The organism is Micromonospora sp. BL1 (assembly GCF_003667485.1).
GTDB lineage: Bacteria > Actinomycetota > Actinomycetes > Mycobacteriales > Micromonosporaceae > Micromonospora > Micromonospora tulbaghiae.
In genome coordinates this window covers 1-1,278 of the sequence record NZ_RCVK01000055.1, presented here as the reverse complement: position 1 = coordinate 1,278, position 1,278 = coordinate 1, and the positions used below count along the sequence as shown (strand labels likewise).

The following is a 1,278-nucleotide window of genomic DNA, read 5'->3' as shown; positions in this document are numbered from 1 at the left end:
CAGTTCGAGAACAAGCCGGTGTACGTGGTGAGCAGCACCTTCACCGGCGGAGTGTGCGCCAACGGCGGGGCGGGCGCCGTCGGGTCGGGACCTGACTGGTGATCATAAAGTTGGCGGGGCGACACGCCGATGAAGGAGCCGTCAACTTCATGATCGACAGGGCGGGGTGAGAGCGGCGTGCGCAGGCCGAGGGCTCAGGCGGCGATCATGAGGTTGACGGCGCGACACACCGACGGGGAGGCCGCCAACTTCATGATCGACGGGACCGGACGGGACAGCGCGGGGCGAACCGGTGGGGAGGGGGAGAGTGTCAGGAGATCTGGGCGCCCAGGAAGAAGATGCCGGGGTGGCCCTTTGTCTCGAAGCCTCGGCTGGGGTTGCGGCGCAGCGTCGAACTGTCGATCTTCAGCGTGCCGGTGCGGTTGTTGCTGACGAAGAAGATCGCGCCGCCGCCCTCGTTCGCGCTGTTGTCCTCGATGACCGTGCCGGCGATCCGCACCGCGAACTCGTTGCCGTCGCAGTAGATCGCGCCGCCACTACCGCCGCCCGGCGTTCCGCCCCGGGCCGGGTTCGCGCCGGTGCCGACCGCGCGGTTGTCGCGGAAGACGCTGTTCAGCACCGTCCAGGAGACGCCGATGCTGCTCAACGCCCCGCCGTTGGCGCACACTCCGCCGGTGAAGGTGCTGCTCACCACGTACACCGGCTTGTTCTCGAACTGGCTGAGCACGCGCAGCGCGGCGCCGCCGAGATCCGGGCCGGTACGGCCGCAGCGGTTGTCGACGAACCGTGAGTTGATCACGGCGAATCGCCCGCCGCGTACGAAGATCGCGCCGCCCCCACCGCCCTCGGTCCGCTCGCCGGTGGCGTCGCCGTCGGCGAACGTCAGGTTCTGCACGGTGAGCCGCGGGTGGTCCTGGTTCTGGCAGTGCGAGGTGGTGAAGCCCTGCGCCTGGTCGCACGTGTTCATGTAGAGGATGCGGCGCTTGCCGCCGCCGCTGAGCGTGACCTTGCCGCCGCCGTCCAGTACGACGCGCGGGCCGTGCGAGTTCACCACCTTCGCGGTGGCCTTCATCGTGATGGTCACCGGCGCGGGCCCGCAGTCGAACGTGATCACACCACCGGCCGCGACGGCCTTCACCACCGCCTCCGAGGTGCAGCTCGCCGGGGTGCCGCTGCCGACGGTACGGGTCGGGCGCGAGGTGTCCACCGGACGCGCCTCGGCGGGCACGCTCGCCCGGCCGGCGGGGTTGCCGGCGCGGAACGCCACGGTGGCGGGGG

General features: G+C 70.6%; 1 protein-coding gene. It reads right to left on the bottom strand.

Annotated elements, in window-relative coordinates:
* Nucleotides 1-310: 310 nt before the first annotated feature.
* Nucleotides 311-1,278 (bottom strand): hypothetical protein (locus EAD96_RS00270; RefSeq protein WP_121682864.1); only part of this gene is annotated, 968 nt, incomplete at its 5' end.